General features: G+C 32.5%; 18 protein-coding genes and 1 pseudogene. 6 read left to right on the forward strand and 13 right to left on the reverse strand.

What is annotated here, in order from left to right:
* Position 1: 1 nt before the first annotated feature.
* Entirely contained in the window at positions 2-568 is a 567-nt protein-coding gene (locus TZ01_RS02910) for a hypothetical protein (RefSeq protein WP_048101268.1), read from the reverse strand.
* A gap of 136 nt (positions 569-704) precedes the next feature.
* Here TZ01_RS02910 and TZ01_RS02915 point away from each other — a divergent pair, with 136 nt between their 5' ends.
* Positions 705-2021, forward strand: coding sequence for a hypothetical protein (locus tag TZ01_RS02915; protein WP_048101269.1), 1317 nt, complete (start codon positions 705-707; stop codon positions 2019-2021).
* A 20-nt stretch (positions 2022-2041) separates the two neighbouring features.
* On the opposite strand, the gene TZ01_RS02920 is transcribed toward TZ01_RS02915, so the two are convergent.
* The 3 genes from TZ01_RS02920 to TZ01_RS02925 form a co-directional block, all read right to left on the reverse strand.
* The gene (locus TZ01_RS02920) at positions 2042-2257 is read right to left on the reverse strand and encodes a DUF167 family protein (RefSeq protein ID WP_048101270.1); all 216 of its coding nucleotides are present in this window, start codon (positions 2255-2257) and stop codon (positions 2042-2044) included.
* Positions 2258-2352: 95 nt separating this feature from the next.
* Positions 2353-2526 carry a hypothetical protein gene (locus TZ01_RS09535; RefSeq protein WP_156150287.1) on the reverse strand — a complete coding sequence of 58 codons (174 nt, stop codon included), beginning with the start codon at positions 2524-2526 and terminating at the stop codon, positions 2353-2355.
* A 498-nt stretch (positions 2527-3024) separates the two neighbouring features.
* The gene (locus tag TZ01_RS02925) at positions 3025-4470 is read right to left on the reverse strand and encodes an ATP-binding protein (RefSeq protein WP_048101271.1); all 1446 of its coding nucleotides are present in this window, start codon (positions 4468-4470) and stop codon (positions 3025-3027) included.
* A gap of 194 nt (positions 4471-4664) precedes the next feature.
* Between TZ01_RS02925 and TZ01_RS02930 the strand changes: the two are divergent.
* Positions 4665-5742 (forward strand): annotated as a pseudogene (locus TZ01_RS02930) (IS256 family transposase).
* A 26-nt stretch (positions 5743-5768) separates the two neighbouring features.
* On the opposite strand, the gene TZ01_RS02935 reads toward TZ01_RS02930, so the two are convergent.
* From TZ01_RS02935 to sucC, 4 genes are all read right to left on the reverse strand, one after another.
* Complete coding sequence (locus TZ01_RS02935) at positions 5769-5975, reverse strand: DUF167 family protein (protein ID WP_048101272.1); 207 nt, start codon at positions 5973-5975, stop codon at positions 5769-5771.
* Positions 5976-6096: 121 nt separating this feature from the next.
* Positions 6097-6420, reverse strand: coding sequence for a DsrE family protein (locus tag TZ01_RS02940; protein WP_048101273.1), 324 nt, complete (start codon positions 6418-6420; stop codon positions 6097-6099).
* A gap of 60 nt (positions 6421-6480) precedes the next feature.
* On the reverse strand, positions 6481-7332 hold the full coding sequence (gene sucD / locus TZ01_RS02945; protein WP_082180440.1) for a succinate--CoA ligase subunit alpha: 852 nt from the start codon (positions 7330-7332) through the stop codon (positions 6481-6483).
* A gap of 1 nt (position 7333) precedes the next feature.
* Positions 7334-8440, reverse strand: coding sequence for an ADP-forming succinate--CoA ligase subunit beta (sucC, locus tag TZ01_RS02950; RefSeq protein ID WP_048101275.1), 1107 nt, complete (start codon positions 8438-8440; stop codon positions 7334-7336).
* 97 nt (positions 8441-8537) lie between these two features.
* Between sucC and TZ01_RS02955 the strand changes: the two genes are divergently transcribed.
* Positions 8538-9377, forward strand: a complete 840-nt coding sequence (locus TZ01_RS02955; RefSeq protein ID WP_048101276.1) for an aldo/keto reductase — start codon at positions 8538-8540, stop codon at positions 9375-9377.
* Here the strand turns inward: TZ01_RS02955 and TZ01_RS02960 are convergent.
* Positions 9374-10552 (reverse strand): NADP-dependent isocitrate dehydrogenase, encoded by a 1179-nt coding sequence (locus TZ01_RS02960; RefSeq protein ID WP_048101277.1) that lies wholly within the window; start codon positions 10550-10552, stop codon positions 9374-9376. The genes TZ01_RS02955 and TZ01_RS02960 overlap by 4 nt on opposite strands.
* Positions 10553-10693: 141 nt before the next feature.
* On the opposite strand from TZ01_RS02960, the gene acnA reads away from it, so the two are divergent.
* Positions 10694-13201 carry an aconitate hydratase AcnA gene (acnA, locus tag TZ01_RS02965; protein WP_048101278.1) on the forward strand — a complete coding sequence of 836 codons (2508 nt, stop codon included), beginning with the start codon at positions 10694-10696 and terminating at the stop codon, positions 13199-13201.
* 47 nt (positions 13202-13248) lie between these two features.
* Here acnA and TZ01_RS02970 read toward each other — a convergent pair whose 3' ends face one another.
* The 4 genes from TZ01_RS02970 to TZ01_RS02985 form a co-directional block, all read right to left on the reverse strand.
* Complete coding sequence (locus TZ01_RS02970) at positions 13249-13611, reverse strand: hypothetical protein (RefSeq protein WP_048101279.1); 363 nt, start codon at positions 13609-13611, stop codon at positions 13249-13251.
* Positions 13612-14041: 430 nt separating this feature from the next.
* Positions 14042-14512, reverse strand: a complete 471-nt coding sequence (locus TZ01_RS02975) for a GNAT family N-acetyltransferase (protein ID WP_048101280.1) — start codon at positions 14510-14512, stop codon at positions 14042-14044.
* Positions 14513-15832 (reverse strand): NADP-dependent malic enzyme, encoded by a 1320-nt coding sequence (locus tag TZ01_RS02980; RefSeq protein ID WP_048101281.1) that lies wholly within the window; start codon positions 15830-15832, stop codon positions 14513-14515.
* An 84-nt stretch (positions 15833-15916) separates the two neighbouring features.
* Entirely contained in the window at positions 15917-17305 is a 1389-nt protein-coding gene (locus tag TZ01_RS02985; RefSeq protein WP_048101282.1) for a hypothetical protein, read from the reverse strand.
* A 95-nt stretch (positions 17306-17400) separates the two neighbouring features.
* On the opposite strand from TZ01_RS02985, the gene TZ01_RS02990 reads away from it, so the two are divergent.
* Together TZ01_RS02990 and TZ01_RS02995 are read left to right on the forward strand one after the other, a co-directional pair.
* Positions 17401-17796 (forward strand): cupin domain-containing protein, encoded by a 396-nt coding sequence (locus TZ01_RS02990; RefSeq protein WP_048101283.1) that lies wholly within the window; start codon positions 17401-17403, stop codon positions 17794-17796.
* A gap of 98 nt (positions 17797-17894) precedes the next feature.
* The gene (locus TZ01_RS02995; protein WP_048101284.1) at positions 17895-18542 is read left to right on the forward strand and encodes a helix-turn-helix domain-containing protein; all 648 of its coding nucleotides are present in this window, start codon (positions 17895-17897) and stop codon (positions 18540-18542) included.
* Positions 18543-18564 lie beyond the last annotated feature (22 nt).

Raw genomic sequence — 18564 nt, forward strand, 5'->3', positions numbered from 1 at the left:
ATCACCTGGACTTCACCGTGTATGCAGCCAGTATAAAATTAGGGCTGTTGAATCCAAGGTTTGTTTTTGACATGCTAAATGATGAGGCTTTCTGGTAAGTTGCATTTATTGTGGCATTATACATTATTATCTGACTTGCTGTTATGGTAAAATTTGGCTGCTCATTTATAATAAGGTTCGTATACGATGTATTATTTGCATATATGTGTGTTGCATACAGTGTAACATTTAATCCTGTTGCCATCGATGATTTAATTGTTGCGTACAATGACCCGTTAATATACTTTTTTAAAACAAGGTTGCTTATTGATACCTTTTGCATTACAACATGATATTCAGTTTGTCCACTAACATTTAATGTCGTAATTGTTGCATTTGTTAAAATCATTTCAGATGCTGTAATCCCGAAATCAGTCAGTGTCACAGGTTTTGCAGTAACAGTTGATGAGTTTAGTGCCATGTAACCCGCAGTCATGGACAATAGAAGTGCAATGATTATCCCTGCTATTAGTATTATCTTATTTCTTTTTGATTTATGATTTTTTGCACTCTCTATAAATTTGACCATTTTTTATCACTAATTTATATTAACAAGCATTTATATATTAAATTTAAAAAATGGAGGTTAACACTTTTAATTGTAATATATAAATCTATTATATCCTGGAAAAACATTTAATATATTACCAAGGCTTATATATTTTATGAGCAGATCTGGCCAGATTGAAATTAAAAATATTAAAAATAAATATTATGCATACTATACTTTAAACATCTGGGATAAAAGGAATAAAAGGGAGATTAAAAAAACAAGATATCTGGGAAGGCTGGATAACGGGAATATAGTTATAAACCAAAAGTTCGTGGTTCCTGACAGGGCATTACAGTATGGGGACATAGCGGCAATTATGACCCTTAACAGGCAGTCACTTGATAAAATAGATAATATATTTGACAAATACAATAATGAAATTAAGGCACTTGCATTAATAATTGCACTTTATAAATCCCCGCTTGGTTACTCAAGATATTACTATAAAAGAAGCATACTTAGCCTAATATGGCCACGCCTTAAGATTATGAATAACAATATAAGTTATGTTTTAAGGTATCTGTCAAGGAGACGTGATAAATTTGAGAACCTTATGGAGATAAAAGAGGATATGCTTTTGCTTCACATTGAGATATCAATAATATCACAGATTGAGGAAAAAAATGAATTTAATGTGGTTATTTTGGATATACTTATAGATGCCATCAGCCTTAATATAATAAATTCAGATTATATTACCGATAAATTTTACAATATTGAAAAGTTCATTAATATGACCAGGTCTGTTAATAATGGTGGTGTTTTGATTCTGGAATCCGGTTTTAATACACCAAAAAACATACAAAAACTTATGAAAAATAATATTAATTTCATAATAGAGGGAAATGAAAATGATATTATAAAAATTAAAAACAGATTTAAAATGGAGAAGATTATACTTTACAGGGATTATAATGAACTTTTAAAAAAAAGCATATTTTTCTCAGAAAAAAGGATTGGAAAATTGTTATATTATATATTTTATGAGGGAAATGAGGATGTGGATTTTATTGAATTTAAGAAGGTAAGAAATTTAAAAATGGCCATATCAAACCTTGACATAAATCATAATCTTATTTATCAGGCAATCAACCTAAGGAATTTTATAGACCGTATTGTATCATACTCAAAATTCAGGCTTTATTCTGATAGCGTTTACTGGATTGATAGCAGGGCGATAGATGGCTATGTAATAATAAACACAATAGCGCTTAATTTTTATTTATCATTTTTTAGGCATTCGACATTTATACACCCGGGCAGAATGAGCTATATTGAATCTTTACTTTTGGAACTTTCATCTGTTAACGCCTTTATCATTAAGGATGATATTTATATATCAAAAATTCCGGGAGAACTGAGGAGAAAGATGGAAACAATAGATGAAAGTATAAATTTGGATGCATACAGGGAAATAATTAAAAGATGAAATATAAACACGAGTAAACCTTATTTGTTTTTAATTAAAATGGACTTCTTTTTAGATTTAAGGCCAGAGATTATCTTTATATCCGTTGAATTAACATTATAAAATTTGGATAACTGTTTTATAATATCTGCATTTGCCCGGTTATTTTCCATTGGTTCGGCAGTGTATACATCAAGACCGTTTTCCTTTATGCGTATATTTTTTGGCCCCCTGTACACATGTATATTTATTATCAATTTAAAGTTATAATATTATTGAGTATAAAAAAATTTTTATTAATAAAATCATGGTTCAAATCATAATATTAGGTTAAGATTTCTGTTAACATTTGTTAACATCCATCTTTGAAAGTTGTCATCTCTAATAATTTAAAGATGCTTAAACTTTCAGGATTAACCCTTAACCCGCCTATCCCGTCAAATGCATTCTGGAATGCCTTTTTTATTATATTGTAAGAACCGTTAATATCTGGATTTATTAAAATTCCTTTTGCAGATTTAAACAATCCTCTTTTTATTCTTTTTCCAAGATATTTATCATGTTTTTCTATTGTTTCATTATCAAGAAAAGAGCATTTAGAAGTGTATGATTCTTCCTGAAAATAACATCTATTCCATTCTCTTCTCCTTTGTTTTTAATTAGTTTTATTAGTTTATTAAAAGGTATCTGTGTAAAAATTCTGATTGTTTTGATGTTGGATAGTGATTCTTAAACAAAAATGCTTAGATTTCTGACTTGCGACAAAAACAATATAAAAATAATAGCATATTCTCCATTAACCTATATAAATTTAAATAAAAAATTTTATCAATTTCAAGGCCCGTGGGTATGTCAAAGGCATAGTATGCTCTTGCATACTTAAAAAATCAATACCAGGGCATCAGGATTAAAGCATTTAAATGAGGTAATAGGGTTGAAACTGTTAATGTGAATATTTATATATAATTATGTACCATTATGTAATATATAGGTAAAATATACACAACCAGCTTTAAAGCGTGTATTAACTTTTATTTTTTTCAATAAAATTCTTTACATCATTTAAATCCATTAAAATTATGTTTTTATTTTTTATGGTGTTTTTATTTTCAATAAAGCCAGATTTGGAAAATAAAGCATATATAACATTACAGTTATTATAATTTTTAAGCAAAATTTTAGATTTTTCCATTAATTTGTCTATTAATGATGCTGATATCTTTTTATTTGTCCACTTGCATTCACCAAATAACAGTTCATTTCTTTCTGATGAATACGCAACTATGTCTATTTCCTCAATATCATTTCCTTTATTCTTTAATTTGTTTTTACCCCACCACCTTGATACATTGTCATAATATTTTCCGGTAAGGCCATCGTATATTAATGACCTTATTAAATATTCAAATTTTTCTCCCGCGTATGTATTAAAATCATTTTTTATATAATTAAACACCCTTTCTGTTCTTGAATTTTCTATTTCGCTTTTATTTGGCAATATGTAGCGGAACCAGAATGATAAATAATTGTCCTTAATCCAGTAAAGCCTGCGTTTAAAATTTTTATCTGACCCAAATGGTATTTCCGGTTCTATAAAATCAAGGGATATCAAAACATCAATATATTTTGATACCATGCTTTTATCCATTCCGGTATATGAGCATATCTCATTCAGCCTGTGATTTCCAATTGCTATTGCCTTTAAAATTGTAAAGTAATTCCTGGCCTCCCTTAACTCGCCTCTTAATAAAAACTCTGCCTCCTCGTAAAGATAGCTGCCACGGTTTAAAAAATTGTTTTTTAAATTATTCCAGAATGATAAATTGGTATTAAACTTTAATATATATTCTGGTATTCCACCAAGGACAAAATAGCTATTGCATAGATCTTCAATGTTGTATTTCAGAAAATTATTAATAAATTTAAATTTTAATGGTTTAATTCTAATCTGCCCGGTTCTTCTGCCATATAACGGGGATTTATATGATAAAACATCATTTTCCATTATGCTTACAGATGACCCTGAAAGAATTAAAAAAACATTATTATTTTTAAGAAATGAATCATAAATTTTCTGAAAAATAGATGGTATAGACCTGTTTGCCTCTATTAAATATGGAAATTCATCAATTGCAATAATAATTTTTGATTTTTTTGTTTTCTCTATAAAATTTTTGTTATTAACAATGGATGAAAAAAGTGAATACCAGTCATTATAATAGGCATATTCAATGCTTTTGTCATTTAAAAACTCTGATAATAATTTCTGAAAATTTCTTATATTTTCAGTATCCCCCTCATTGGTTGCAAGAAAATATAAACCATGGCCTGACATAAAATTATTTATAAGTTCTGTTTTACCAACCCTTCTTCTTCCATATATAACAATAAGCCCTGATCCTTCCATATCATACTGATTTTTTAATATCTCCATTTCCTCTTCTCTATCAATAAATTTTTGTTGAGACATAAGTATAATACTTTATATTCAACTAATATTTAAATTTAAGTCAATGCAAATAAAATTCTTGATAATATAGAAATTTTCTATGTAATTACGTAATCTTTATTATTAAAACGGGATTTATTTCGATAATGTAATTAATCTACTGTAAATTTAAAATGACTCTTTGCAATATCATAAATTCATTAGGAAATGAAAAAATGACAAATGCAAAGAATCAATTAATAAGTATAGAGGAATTAATAAAGGTTTTCATAAATGACGGAAAAGAGGGAAAGAAGGAACTGATTACATGGTTTCTAAACAATGTAATGGATGAAGAGGCCATTGAACAGTTAAATGCTGTAAGATATGAAAGGAATAATAAAAGGACAGGCTACAGGAATGGTTACAAGAAGAGGAAATTAAAGACTTTGGATGGTGAATTAATATTGGACAAGCCTGATATAAGGTCAGGATCATTCACAATCAAGATATTTGACAGGTATTCAAATGTGGAAAGGGCTTTAAACTCTGTAATAGCAGAATCATACATCAATGGTGTGTCAAAGATCAGTAAACAGTATAATAAATAATTTAGGTGTAAATGTATCTCCTGAGTACGTATCATCACTGAATAGGCAGCTTGATACCAAGGTTAAGGAGTTCTTAGAGAATAGAATAGAGGATAAAATAAAATATTTATACATAGATGCTGCTTATTTTAAGGTCAGGGAAAATAGTAAATATAAATCAATGGCATTATACACATCAATAGGTGTAAACACCAATGGTATAAGGCAGATATTATCAATGGATATTTATAATTCAGAGGATGAAATGGACTGGAGCAACTTCTTCAGGCTTAAGGAAAGGGGATTAACAGGAGTACAACTGGTAATATCAGATGGCCATAGGGGAATAATGAAGGCAGTAAAAGAATCATTCCCCGGATCACTGTGGCAGTACTGCCATTTCCATTTCATGAAGAATCTAAGAAAGACAATGAATAATGAGTATTGGAAGGATGTATCAAAAATAGTGTCAGAGGCACTAATGGATGAATCGTTATTTAGGATGGCCATGGATAGGATGGAGGAAATGAAGTTAAATAAGTCCATTGACATGTTCTATAAATGGTATGATTCTTTATATTCATACATATCATTTCCAAAAGAACATCAGAGAAAGCTGCATACAAACAATGTAACAGAGAGATTCAACAGGGAATTAAAGAGATGGATTAAAAAGATAGGTGCATTTCCCAATGGTGATTCACTGATAAGGCTGGTTGATTAGGTATAATGGTAAAGGGTCATTTGAATTTACAGTAAAAGTATTACATTATTAGATTTAAGGCCAGAGATTATCTTTATATCCTTTGAATTAACATTATAAAATTTGGATAGCTGTTTTATAATACCTGCATTTGCCCGGTTATTTTCCATCGGCTCATCCATGTATACATCAAGACCATTTTCTTTTATTCGTCTATTTTTTGTTCCCCTGTACACATGTATATTTATTATCAATTTAATGTTATAATATTATTAAGTATAAAAAATTTTTATTAATAAAATCATGGTTTAAATAAAGATATTATACCATAACTGGGGCAGGATACTTTGAAGCTGGAAGATAAAAATTAAAATTTTAAAGCCTTAGGTAGATATAGCCATCCTTTTGCCTTTTTGCAATTTCATAAAAGCTAACAGGAGCGATTTTAACACCGGGTGCCAGATCAGCATCTGAAAGGTTGTTTGATTTCATTGCAACACCGCATGCGTATACATTTATTTTATGATTGCCAAGCAAATTGTTTATATTTTCAGATTCGGATTTAAGAACGCCAAATATACCAGTTTCTGAATAAACTGCAACAATGTCTTCAACATCATTCATTTTTGCCATATTGGATATTGCCAGATATGACAAAGGTATTTTCTCACTTTCAGATATTTGAAATAATATTTTCATATCATACTAATTTTTATAATGTAATTAAAGGTATATTTTTTTTGAAAATGTTTATAAAAATTATTTTAAAAGCTTGGGTATATCATCCGGATAATCTGCAACATTAATTCCAGCATCCATAAACGCTTTTATTTTTGATTCTGCAGTGCCTGTCCCACGTTCAATTATTGCACCTGCATGCCCCATTCTTTTTCCTGGTGGTGCACTCCTTCCGGTTATGTAACCAACAACAGGCTTTTTGACATTTTCCTTTACATATCTGGCAGCCCTTTCCTCCTCACTTCCACCAATCTCACCAACAAGCACAATCCTTTTGGTGTTTTTATCCTCGTTATACATTTTTATTACATCAAGGAAGGTAAGGCCAACAATAGGGTCTCCTCCCAGTCCTATTACTGTACTCTCACCAAATCCAGCATCAGTAACAGCCTTAACAATTTCATATGTTAATGTTCCACTTCTTGATGCAATTGCAACGTCTCCTTTTCTAAATATATGGTTGGGCATGATCCCTATTTTTGCCTCACCAGGAACCGTAATTCCGGGGCTGTTTGGGCCTATAACTGTTACACCCTTTCTGTTTGCCTCTGCAACAATTTCCATGGTGTCATGTACAGGAACGTGTTCTGCCAGTATGTATATAAGCTTAAGTCCATTATCAATTGCCTCAAAGGCGGCATCCCTGACAAAAGGAGCCGGCACTGCCAGCATTGAGGCTTCAGGCATAAGTTCAAGTGTGTCCATAACAGTTTCATATATTTTTATGCCATTGACAGTGCCGCCAGATTTTCCCGGAGAAACTCCTGCAACAACATTTGTCCCAAATTTTATCATTTCACCTGAATGAAATGAACCCTGGTGACCGGTCATTCCCTGAACTATTACCCTTGTATTTTTTGTTATAAGCACCATTTTAATTACCCCCATTTAATTTCACAAGCTCATTGATTGCATCATTCATATTTGAATAGGCATCTATGCCATTGTCCATAAGAATCCTCCTGCCCTCATCCTCATGAACACCGCTAAGCCTAACAACAATTTTCTGTTTTATATTGAATTTATTCTTTGCTGCAACTATGCCATTGGCCACCGTATCAGCCTTGGTAACACCGCCAAATATATTCACAAAAAATATTTTTGGATCTGCCCTCAAAACAAATGAGAATGCATCCTCAACTATACCCGTACTGTCAGTTCCACCTAGGTCAAGGAAATTTCTTGGCCTGAGTTTGTGAAGCGTCAGGGCATCCAGCGTCGCCATTGTAAGCCCCGCACCATTGGCTATTACACCGATGTCACCATCCATTTCAATGAATGTAAAGCTTTTTGATGCTGATTCATTTTCGAGCTCTGTCTTCTCAGGATCAGGGAAAATATACTGCTTATGCCTGTATAGGGAACTATCATCTATAATTACCTTGGAATCACCGGCAATAATATTATCTGATGAATCGATTATAAGAGGATTTATCTCCATCAGTAGAGAATCCTCCTTTTTAAATGCATTATAAAGTAATCCTATTAAAGTACCAAGCTGCGACTTCAAACTGCCGGAAAGGCCCAGAAATTCAGAAACCTCCCGTGATATATAATCAGAATATCCCATTAATGGGTCTATCTTTATTTTTATTATTCTGCTGTCTGGTACACTCTCTATATCCATCCCGCCATCAGGAGATGCCATTAAAAGTGGCCCCTTTGATGATCTATCAAGGGTTATGCTTAAATATAACTCTTTTTTAATATTTATCATTCTCTCTATTAATAGTTTATTTACCTTTAAACCGTTTATAGTTGTTCCCAGCAGGGTTTTTGCAGCCTCTTTTAGATCCTCCTGTGATTTGGCAAATTTTATACCACCTGATTTGCCACGCTTTCCTGAAAGTATCTGGGATTTTACGGCCACTGGATATTGATAGGGCCTGATCTCATTAATATCAGAAACAACATAGCCATCTGGAACTGGTATTCCATATTTTTTAAAAATTTCCTTCCCCATGTATTCATAGAGATTCATATATATCGAAATTAAATGATTAGACCATATTTAATATTATTTTTCAGGCTAAAAGTATGGTTAAAAATATTTTTAAGGATATAATGCATTTTATTACATGATTTACAGAGACTTTGGCACATCAGGCTTTAAAGCATCGGCAATAGGAATGGGAACATATTATGATATGCGGTGGATCTTTAAAACATATGCCGGGATATATTCAAATAAGAAAACAAAGATTAATGCCATTAAAACTGGTCTGGAAAATGGAATTAATTTAATAGACACTGCTGAATTTTATCATACAGAGGGTATTGTATCCGAGGCGGTAAAAAATTTCAAGCGTGATGAAATATTTATATCAACAAAGGTGCTTCCAACACATTTATCACCAAAATCCCTTGAAAGGGCACTGAAAAGAAGCCTAAAAAATTTAAATATGGATTATGTGGATTTATACATAATACATTTTCCAAACTATGCGGTTGATCTTAAGAAAACATTAAAAAAAATGGAGGAATTAACAGAGGCTGGATTAATAAGAAATATAGGTGTAAGCAATTTTAGTTTTAAGCTTATTAAATACACTGTGGAAAATCTTAAAAAATACAATTTATGCGCCGTGCAGCTTAATTATAATATATTGCACAGAAACGTTGAGAATAATATTTTAGATTATTTAAAGAAGAATAATATTGCATTAATGGCGTATTTTCCCATAGCCCATGGTAAAACAGCAAGGAATAAGAATCTTGAGGAAAAATTTAATTATATAAGGTCAAAAATTGGGGATGTACCCAGTACAAGCATAGCCCTTTCGTACCTTACAAGCATAAGTGATAATGTTTTTCCAATTCCGCGTGCATCAAATCCTGAACATGTAATGCAGAATATAAAATATGCTGATATAAAATTGAATGATGAATTAATAAAATATATACAAAATAATTTTTAAAATGAATTTATGTTTTCAACAAGCCTCTGACCATATTCTGCTGTTCCAAGTGGATTCACATTAAAGAATTTTGCAAGGTCTGCAGTTACAGTTTTTTCCTCTATTGCCTTGTTTACAGCCCTTTCAATTATATCCTCTGCCTCTGTCCAGCCCATATATTTCAGCATAAGCTGGGCACCCCTTATGAGCCCAAGTGGGTCTGCTATATTTTTACCTGCATACTTTGGGGCTGTTCCATGCACTGCCTCGAACATGGCACCATCGTCACCAACATTGGCGCCCCCCAGTGTGCCTATATTTCCAATAAGTGCCCCGGCGGCATCAGATATATAGTCACCATCAATATTTGGAGCAAGAATAACATCATATTCCCCGGGTCTTGTTATAATTTGCTGGAACATATTATCTGCTATTATGTCATTTATAAGTATTTTTTTACTGCCATCCTGTGAAACATAATCAGAAAATTCATTTAATGCGGTTTCATATGCCCATTCCCTAAATGCACCTTCTGTATACTTCATTACATTGCCCTTGTGCATAATTGTGACCTTTTTCTTATTTTCTGATATTGCAAATTTAATTGCCGCCCTTGTTATTCTCTGTGTTTTATATTTATTCATTGGCTTCAGCCCTATGCCAGTATCATCACCAAGATCTATGCCCAATTTTTCCTTAAAAAATGCCTTTATTTCCTGTGCCTCCCTGCTATCATATTTCCACTCATAACCCATGTACAGGTCATCTGTATTCTCCCTGAAAATTGTTAAATTAACATTTTCTGGGTGCTCAAGCGGACTCTGAAGGCCATTCACATACTTTACCGGCCTTATGTTTGAATATAAATCTAGCATCTGCCGTATTCTTACATTTATGGACTTGAAACCTGTGCCCACAGGGGTTCCAAGTGGGGCCTTCAGTAATATCCTGTATTCCATTATATCCTTTATGGATTCCTCAGGAAACCTATCGCCCTTTAGATTCAGGGCCTTATCGCCCACCAGGACCTCCCTCCATGCTATTTTTTTATTTTTGTAAGCCTTCTTAACCGCAGCATCAACGACCTTTCTGGTTGCATCCATGATTTCAGGGCCAATGCCATCACCATCCGTATAAAGTATAACTGGATTGTCTGGAACCCGCCATTTTTCGCCGGTAAAAATTATTTTATCCATTAAAATCCCTTGTTTCAATAAATTTTATTATCTTATATATTTTTCTATGATATACAAAATACATTGAATTTTAAGTTGGATTTAATTAAGGCAGTAATCATCCAATAATAAAGTTAAAATTTAATATACATATATTGAGATATGGAATTTAAAACTGATACAATAAAAATAAACGGAAATGAATACAGGTATTACCCTCTCGCGCAGCTCAATGAAAAGTACGATGTTGACAGCCTTCCATACTCCTTTAAAATTTTACTTGAGAATATGATGAGAAATTTTGATGGAATTGATATAAATGAAAAATCTATTGATAATACCGCATCAATGAAAACAGGATCAGAAATTGCGTTCAAACCATCCAGGGTTGTGTTTCAGGATTATACCGGAATACCAATACTTTTAGACCTTGCAGCAATGAGGTCATATTTGAACAGTAAAAATGTAAGCCCTGAAAAATTAAATCCGGCAGTGCAGTCAGATATGGTTATCGATCATTCAGTAATTGTTGATACATTTAAGGATACAGAGCCGATAATAATTAACATGAAGGACGAATTTGAAAGAAACATAGAAAGATATAATTTTCTTAAATGGGCAAAGGAATCATTTGAAAATGTTAGAATAGTCCCGCCAGGCCATGGCATAATACATCAAATAAATCTTGAATATTTTTCCTCACTTGCTGTCAAAAAGGACGGCACAATATTCCCTGAAAGCCTTATAGGTGCAGATTCACATACAACAATGATAGGAGGTATCGGTGTGCTTGGCTGGGGCGTCGGTGGTCTTGAGGCCGAGGCATCCATGCTTAATGAGCCATATTTTATGACTGTTCCAGAGGTAATAGGTGTAAACTTAAAGGGAAAATTAAATGCCGGGGTAACGCCAACAGATACCGTGCTTTATATAACCAAAAGGCTAAGGTCTGAGAACGTTGTTAATAAATTTGTTGAATTTTTTGGAAATATTAATGAACTCACCGCACAGGACCGGGCAACAATTGCAAACATGGCCCCGGAATACGGTGCAACCATCGGTTATTTCCCTGTGGATAATGAAACACTTCAGTATATAAGGGCAACAAACAGGGATGCTGATTCAGTTGAGGCCTATTTTAAGGCGCAGGGATTATTTTATAATGGTCCGAAGAGGTATAATAGGGTTATAGATATTGATCTCTCAGAAATAAAAAGTTCTGTGGCAGGTCCAAAAAACCCGGATGAGCTTGTTGAATTAAAGGATCTTAGAGGTACAGTAAAGGGTCTAATAGAAAACAACCATGGTGATGTTGTTAATGATGGGTCTGTTGTGATTGCTGCAATAACCAGCTGTACAAATACATCCGATCCCACAGTTATGCTTGGCGCCGGCATACTTGCCAAAAAGGCATATGAACACCATTTAACATCAAAGGATTATGTAAAAACAAGCCTGGCTCCAGGTTCAAGGGTTGTTACAGATTACCTTAAGGCCGCAGGCCTTCTTGACTATTTAAATAAAGTAGGCTTTGATATAGTTGGATATGGCTGCACAACATGCATAGGCAACAGCGGGCCTCTCATACCTGAGGTACAGAAAGATATCTTAAAAAATAATATAAAAACATATGCAGTTTTAAGCGGAAACAGAAACTTTGAGGGCAGGATTAACCCATACATAGCAGGGGCCTTTCTCGCATCCCCTGTTCTTGTGGTTGCCTTTGCCATAGCAGGCAGGGTTGACATAGATTTTGAAAATGAGCCCATAGGTTTTGATGGCGACAGACCGGTTTACCTAAGGGATGTATGGCCATCCAGTGAGGAGATTAAAAAATACTTTTATCTGGCAATGGATCCCGAGGCATACAGAAAGGAATATGCCGAGGTTTTCGAGGGTGACGCAAACTGGAATTCATTAAAATCGTCAAAAAGCACATTATTTACATTTGATGATTCCTCAACATATATTAGGGAGCCACCATGGCTTTATCTTGATCCTGTAAAAAACATAAAAAATGCCAGAATATTTGCAATATTTGGTGATAAGATTACAACAGATCACATCTCACCAGCAGGGCCAATAGCAAAGGACTCTGTTGCAGGTAAATACCTTTCCTCGCTTGGTGTGTCTGAAATGAATACATTCGGTGCAAGGCGCGGTAATCATGAGGTAATGATGCGCGGTGGCTTCTCAAATCCAAAAATAAGGAATCTAATGGTTGATAAAACCGGTGGGTACACAATATTTTACCCATCAGGCGAGGAAATGTCTTTCTATGATGCTGCAATGAAGTATAAAAGTGAAAATGTTCCGCTGGTCATATTTGCAGGAAAACAGTACGGATCAGGAAGCTCCAGAGACTGGGCAGCAAAGGTTACAGCATTGCTTGGCATAAAGGCAGTAATTGCCGAGAGCTTTGAAAGAATACACAGAAACAATCTTGTGGACATGGGAGTAATACCAGTCCAGATCGATAAAATGCCTGAACTAAAGGGTGATGAGCTAATAAGCATAGATGGCATTGAAAATATAAATAAAAATCAGGATTTAACCATAAGAATAAACAGTAATGAAATTCATGGAAAGGCACTGATATATACTGATGCAGAATTAAATTACATAAAATCTGGAAATATACTCAAGTATATATCAGAACAGATTAAATAAATTTTTTAATATAATATTGGATTTAATATTTAATGATAAATAAATTTTTATCTGTTATATAACTCTGGCTCTAGCACGTCAAGGGCTTTATTCTTAAATTCATTTATTCTGTTTTCTATGTCCTTTGCATTCATTTTTTCATCTATTAATATATATCTAACCTTGGCCAGTAGTGACGTTGCATATGTGCATTTGCATAATGAATCTGATGTTATTACCATCATCTCAGGTTTATATTTTAACAATTCATCCATTCCAACATCTCGTGCTTGTCCCTTTGGCGTTATTTTATATGCAGGTGAGTCGTATCTTTCCTCCTTTTTTGTTTCATCATCAAAAATTAAAAAATATCTGGAATCCTCCAGCTTTATTAAATTGTTATTTTCATCGGTGGTTATTCCTATCCTCATATTTAATTTATGTAATATAATTATATATAAGATTTTATGTTATAAGATATTTTTAATAATATTATGAATAACATATTTCTGTATACAATCATTTTTTATTTTATTATATCATAAAATAAAATATTTAATCAATTAATACAAAGTATTTTATGCATGTAATAAAAATCCGCCGTTTTGATTTTTGATATTTGTATCTCTCAATTAAAATAAAAATAGTATTATAAAAACATTGAAACAATTTGTCACAATTACTCTCAATACCAGCACTGCATCAGGAAAATCGAATTGTATCAAATGGAAAGAATAAAAACAATAGTTTTTATAAAAATATATTATAAGACTATTGGAGTTTTTGGGACAAAATGCGGGATTAATATTACAGGGAAAAAAATAAATTAATGAAAATTTGTTTGATTATTTATAATTTGCATTATTGTATTTTTGAATATATTTTTATTAATTCCCTGAAACCAAGGTTTTTATAAAAATTAATGGCCATTGTGTTGAGGGATGGAAATTCCGCAGTTACCATGTTAATTCCACGGTCATTGACAACATCTGTAAATTTATCGATAAACTCCTTGCCAATGCCCTTTGAACGGAATTCTGGAAGCACATAAATTTCCCTTATTCTGGCCTCATATTTTGGGTCATAATATATTCTGAATATTATATCAGAAATCAAAATTCCAACAATCTTTTTATTTGATTCTATAACCAGTGAAATATGATTATCACGGTCATTAACTATTTTTTTTAATTTTTCCCTGATCTCCTGCTCATTATTTGATGACACCCTTAATGCATAATCAAATTCTGAATTTAATCTCTTGAGTCTTAACAGCAAGTCCATTGCCTGATCTATATCATTATCTGTCATTTCCCTGATCTTATAATCCATTTACTCACCGTCCTTTTCATTAAACAGCTTTTTATAGATTTTTCTGTTTGAACCGATTATTTCTGTTGCAGTTTTTAAAAATCCCTCACGGGAATCAGTTTTCCTTGCAAGGCCCTCATCCACAGTTTTCCTTGCAACTGTTGCCGCAACCTCCGGGAATAAATTAAGGTCATCCATTGTTGGAACTATTTTATCATATGATATGTCACTTACATAATCGGCAATTGCCTGAGATGCTGCAACCATGACCCTAAAATTAACACCCTTAGACCGTGCATCCAGAACACCCCTGAAGACACCCGGAAAAACAAGGCTGTTGTTTATCTGGTTTGGAAAATCGCTTCTGCCTGTTGCAACTATTCTGGCGCCGGCATTTATTGCATCCTGTGGCCATATCTCTGGCAGGGGGTTGGCAAGGGCAAAAACAATTGGATCCCTATTCATGGATTTTATCCAGTCTGCTTTTATTGTGCCAGGCTCGGATTTTGAAGCTGATATTATAATATCAGCACCCCTGAATGCATTATCTGTATTCCCCCTGATTCTTTCCCTATTTGTTTCAAGCGCAATGTGGTATTTCCAGGGATTTTTTAACATTAATGAATCTATATCCTCACGTTCCGGCTCCAGAATTCCATGGGAGTCTATAACAACCATATTTTCCTTTTTAAACCCTGCGGCCTCGAATAGATATATTGCCGCAATGTTGGCCGCACCTGCACCATTAAATACAATCCTAACATCCTCCTTTTTCTTATTAACAAGCCTTAATGAATTAATAATTCCTGCAAGTGTTATTGATGCTGTTCCCAGCTGGTCATCGTGCCATACAGGTATATCCATCTGCTTCTGAAGATTTTCCAGCAGAAAGAAGCATCTTGGTGATTCTATATCCTCTAAATTATAGCCGCCAAAATAAGGCTCAATGGCCCTTGCAGCCGTTATAAACTCATCATTATTTTTAACATTTAACGGTATTGGTACAGCATTTACACCTCCCAGGTAATTAAAAAGCAGGGCCTTCCCCTCCATAACAGGTATGGATGCGTGGGTTCCAACATTTCCCAGGCCTAATACCCTGGTGCCATCTGTTAGTATGGCAACCGAATTCCATTTGCCTGTTAATTCATAAACCAGATCATCATTATTCTTAATCTGCCTGGATACCTCCGCTATACCTGGTGTATAAAGGGAAGAAAAATCGTCAAGGCTGTTTATTGGAACCTTGGGCAGTATTCTTATTTTCCCCTTATATTTTCTGGATATTTCCATGGCAATCTTATTATAATCGCCAGTTTTTTCAGAATCCCTCATAATCATAAAAATATATATACAATTATTATTAAAACTTTACCTTTAAACATATAAACATTTACCGTAATTTTTGAGAAAAAAATTAAAAATTTAGCTATTTTTTAAATTTTTGTATATTTCCATTTTACAGCTGCAGTTTTCTATATTACACGAGTTTATGGTAAATTGCGGGCACATGTCAAGTTTATAAGGATATGAATTTTTAACAGCTGATTTTATATCCTCAATTTTAGTAAGGCATAAATTTATAAGTTTTTCATTATTAAATATGATCTCATGCACAATTACCGAATTGTTAAGTTTTGGGTAGACAATAATTATTAATCCAGAATTTATATTCCTTTTTGCGCATATTACAGCAAGCTCTGAATAGTATGTATCAGGTATATTGCTTGTATAAACAGAATTATTTATCTTTAGAATATATGGCACAATTGAGGTTTCATCGTAAATGTTTTTTATCAAATATTTTTCATAACCTGATAGCCCAAGTGTATTTACCGAATTTTTTAATGCATATTCCTGTGAGGATATTGCAAGTGCAGATGTTTCTATGGCATCCATCATAAAAAATTTTATATTATTCTTATCATAATTAAATGTTGATTTTAATCTATTCTCTGCCTGTATCTCCCTGTCATTTCTTATCCTATGGTAATATCTCCTTGGATATATTAAATCGATGTTCCTTATATCCAGCCTTGTATTCTCAATGGAATAATTATTTAAACTATTCTCAAGTTCCCCATCCTCTGATATATTAATTGAATTAATTATCCATTTATCATCCTTTAATTTTAATTTACTGCAATTGCAGACATTATTTTCCTGAAAAGGGCATCCATGCGTAAAATAAGTGCATCTTGGAAAATTTGAAATATCATCATTATACAGGCCACGCTTTATTAAATCAATTCTGTAAACCATCTCATTTATTATATTATCCCTGTTTTTAATATGAATTTTATAGGCATAAAAATTTCCAGACGAGTAAAAAACAAGATAGTTTATGTCACTGTAATTTTTATTTAAAACTGAGTAAAATAACAGCTGCTCAAGGTCGGATAAATAATCTTTATAAAGGTCTTCAATTTCTATGTTTTCCCTGCTTTTAAGCTTAAATTCAATAACTGAATTATTTATCATAAAATCAATTCTGCCAACAACATTTAAATTAAGATGGGAGCCGTTCACTGGTATTTCATAACCCGAAAAACCATCCATCTGCTCGAACCAGCCCCTGGCCATGAAATGGTATTCCTCACCAAGCTTCATTCTTAAATATATGTCATTGCTAATTTCGATTTCCTTGTATTTTCTTGAATAATATGAATTGACTGGATTTATCAGGTCTGTTACATATAAATAATCCGGAACATCAAAAGTTTTCTTTTTTATGCTATCCTCCAGTATTTTTGTTATATTATGATTAATATTGTCAGATATTATTGCCTCCTTAACACCCTGCAGAAGCTGCATAAACTTAAAGTGTTTAACTTATTAAAAACATTTCCTCATATTATTTAGAATATTTAATAAAATAACATTTTATACGAATATTTTATTATAATAATATGGATGGATATTATAGGGGAAATATAAACGATGTTAAAAGCTCTGAGGTCAAAATAGGCAATTCAAGGGATGCATACATACAGTGGCTTATCACGGACAGGCAGGAAAAATCTTATGCCATGAGAAGATTTATTATAAAACCAAATGGTATAATACAGATGCATTACCATGATTATTACGAAAGTTTATACATAATAAGGGGAAAGTGCATTGCCTGCGTTAACAATGATTCAATGGAATTAAAATCTGGAGATTTTATTTTTATAGATTCCAGATTTAAACATGAATTAATAAATAATGGCAGTGAGGATTTAGAATTTATTTGTGTAATAAATTATACAAAAAATATGGATATAATACCTGTAAATGATGAGTGCAGGGATAATGTTATCTAAAAATTAAATATTAAATGAACATTATTTTTATTAAAATTATTATATATCTTATTTAAGCCATGCACATACTTTAAATATTATTAAATACTTAAACAAACATGTATTTAATAAATGTAAAGACTAAAAGCAGCTGCAGCCTTTCTGAATCAACATATAATAATGATTCAAAAATAATACTATCCTATGTGGGAAAGACAGGTAAATATTTTAATTCTATTTTCGGATACTTTGCAGTAAATGATGATTTTAAGGAAAAATATCATAAAGATTTTAATAAAATTAAATTCACTGCTGGAAAGAATTTTATAGCATTCAGTGGGAATAAAAGGGGCCATGGCATCATGAATGCAATTGCTGAAAATGATGCCATGCCAATTTTCCCCTTTTTTTCTTTCACAGGTCTTGAACATTATTTTATAGTTACATATGATAAAAATTCTATTGAAGGCATATTTAATTCAATATCAAAATCGCATAATAAAATAATAGAATACGATTACGTAAATCTAAAATCAGGGGATGGCATCCTTGATATTTCAAAAAAGATATATTCCATGGTTCACACATTAAAAATAACCGCACTGGAGAGAAAACTTATAAAGGAAGCACTTCAGAATGGATATTATGAATGGCCAAGAACATACAGCCTGCAAAACATAGCAGATGAATACGGACTCTCAAAGCCAACGGTTTTATTCCACATAAGAAATGCAGAAAAAAAGATAATTGAATCCATTCTGGACTGATTTACGGTATAATTAATATAAA

Origin of the sequence: Acidiplasma sp. MBA-1 (assembly GCF_000949015.1) — an archaeon.
In the GTDB taxonomy this organism is placed as follows: Archaea; Thermoplasmatota; Thermoplasmata; order Thermoplasmatales; family Thermoplasmataceae; genus Acidiplasma; species Acidiplasma aeolicum.